Origin of the sequence: Pueribacillus theae (assembly GCF_003097615.1) — a bacterium.
In the GTDB taxonomy this organism is placed as follows: Bacteria; Bacillota; Bacilli; order Bacillales; family UBA6769; genus Pueribacillus; species Pueribacillus theae.
This window is the reverse complement of the sequence record NZ_QCZG01000118.1, coordinates 1-494: the sequence shown is the minus strand read 5'-3', so window position 1 is coordinate 494 and position 494 is coordinate 1. Positions and strand designations below refer to the sequence as shown.

Sequence of the window (494 nt, the reverse complement as noted above, 5' to 3'; positions counted from 1 at the left end):
TTAATTGGCGGCTCCATTATTGCGGGTGGAACGCTAGGTCCATTAATTCCACCAAGCACACTGTTTATCATCTATGGTATGATGACAGAGCAATCGATTGGCCAGTTATTAATTGCCGGGCTTGTGCCAGGAATTATCCTTATGGCGCTCTATATGTTAACGATTTTTATACTCGTAACGATTAAACCTGATTGGGCTCCTTCAGTAAAAGACAAAATAACATGGAAAGAAAAATTTGCTTCATTAAAATCGACCATTTGGATCCTCATTCTATTTGCGATTGTAATCGGGGGAATGTACTTAGGGCTGTTTAACCCGACGGAAGCTGCAGGGATTGGTGCCGCTGCCACCTTTATTATCGCTCTCGTTCGAAGAAAGCTTACATTTAAGAATTTCATCGGTGCCATGTCAAGTACGTTAAAAACAACAGGGTTTTTATTCGCGATTATCATCATGGCTTTTCTCTTAAACTATTTTATGACGATTACGAAGAT

At 40.1% G+C, this 494-nt stretch carries 1 protein-coding gene; it reads left to right on the top strand.

Annotated elements, in window-relative coordinates:
- Positions 1 to 494, top strand: a 494-nt coding sequence (locus DCC39_RS18945) for a TRAP transporter large permease subunit (RefSeq protein WP_116556411.1), incomplete at both ends; no start/stop codon positions are given.